General features: G+C 68.3%; 1 protein-coding gene and 1 pseudogene. Both read left to right on the forward strand.

Annotation, left to right across the window (positions count from 1 at the left end):
- A partial coding sequence (locus ACWEFV_RS32325) for a hypothetical protein (protein WP_450073115.1) occupies positions 1-1,051 on the forward strand: 1,051 nt, incomplete at its 5' end.
- Positions 1,048-1,641, forward strand: a pseudogene (locus tag ACWEFV_RS32330) (NlpC/P60 family protein); the annotation flags it as partial. The gene ACWEFV_RS32325 and the pseudogene ACWEFV_RS32330, both read left to right, overlap by 4 nt.

Consider the following 1,641-nt stretch of genomic DNA (forward strand, 5'->3'; position numbering starts at 1 on the left):
CGGGTCGGTTGGTGCGTATGTGGCGCAGGTCGATCGTGTGTTGTCTGCTGGGGTGGGGTTGTTTCCGGAGTTCGGTGGGGGTTCGGGTCGGGTTGATGGTGGTGGGCCGGCGGTGCCGGGGGCGCCGCCTGGTGGTCGGTTGCAGACCGGTGTGGAGGGTGCGGCCGGCAGTTATCGGCAGGGTTGGACGGGTGTGTCGGGGTTGGATGCTGACACCAACACCGCCGCCGCTGATGGTCGTAGTGCCGGTGAGCAGGGTCGTGGTGGCGCGTCGGGGGTGCGGGATTCTGCGCGGTCTCAGGCCGCGGCGATCGCGCCGGCGACCGGGACGCCGGCGGGTTCGCGGTTGATGGTGTCGACGATGGATGAGCGGCTGGCCGCGATGCAGCAGCAGATCGATACCACCAAGGCCCAGAACAAGTTGTTGGCCGCGCGGTTGCGTCAGGTGGCCCAGGCCTACCGGGCGTCCGCGGCGATGGGTGGTGGCGGCCGCGGGATGATGGGCGGGATGGGGATGCCCAGCTTCGGTGGTGGCGGCATGCCCACCGGAGGTGGCGGTGGTGGTGGTATCCCCGGACTCAACGCACTGAGCTCCCTGTCCGCACTCGGTGGTCGTAACGGTTCTGCTACGCGGTCGGTGTCGTCGATCGCCTCCGGCCGGGCGCTGGCCGACGGGCCGTTGCCGCCAGGGAAAGCTTCGGAGGACCGGCTGCAGCGCAACACGATCCGTATCAATCGGGCTGTGTCGGCGGCGTTTCCAGAGATCCAGAAGATCGGCGGCTACCGCCAGGACTCGTTGCACTGGCATCCGGACGGGTTGGCGCTGGACATCATGATCCCGAATCCCACCAGCCCGGCCGGTATCGCCTTGGGTAACAGGGTCGTCGAGTTCCTGCAGACCAACCGGGAATCCCTCGGTGTCGATCACACGATCTGGCGGCAGCAGATCGACAGCGGTAGCGGCCCGAAGCTCATGGGTGACCGCGGTGGTATGACTGCCAACCACTTCGACCATGTGCATGTGGCGTCGACGGGAGGTGGTTACCCGTGACCGGGTCGGTTGGTGCGTATGTGGCGCAGGTCGATCGTGTGTTGTCTGCTGGGGTGGGGTTGTTTCCGGAGTTCGGTGGGGGTTCGGGTCGGGTTGATGGTGGTGGGCCGGCGGTGCCGGGGGCGCCGCCTGGTGGTCGGTTGCAGACCGGTGTGGAGGGTGCGGCCGGCAGTTATCGGCAGGGTTGGACGGGTGTGTCGGGGTTGGATGCTGACACCAACACCGCCGCCGCTGATGGTCGTAGTGCCGGTGAGCAGGGTCGTGGTGGCGCGTCGGGGGTGCGGGATTCTGCGCGGTCTCAGGCCGCGGCGATCGCGCCGGCGACCGGGACGCCGGCGGGTTCGCGGTTGATGGTGTCGACGATGGATGAGCGGCTGGCCGCGATGCAGCAGCAGATCGATACCACCAAGGCCCAGAACAAGTTGTTGGCCGCGCGGTTGCGTCAGGTGGCCCAGGCCTACCGGGCGTCCGCGGCGATGGGTGGTGGCGGCCGCGGGATGATGGGCGGGATGGGGATGCCCAGCTTCGGTGGTGGCGGCATGCCCACCGGAGGTGGCGGTGGTGGTGGTATCCCCGGACTCAACGCCTTG

The organism is Mycobacterium sp. NPDC004974, from assembly GCF_053600815.1.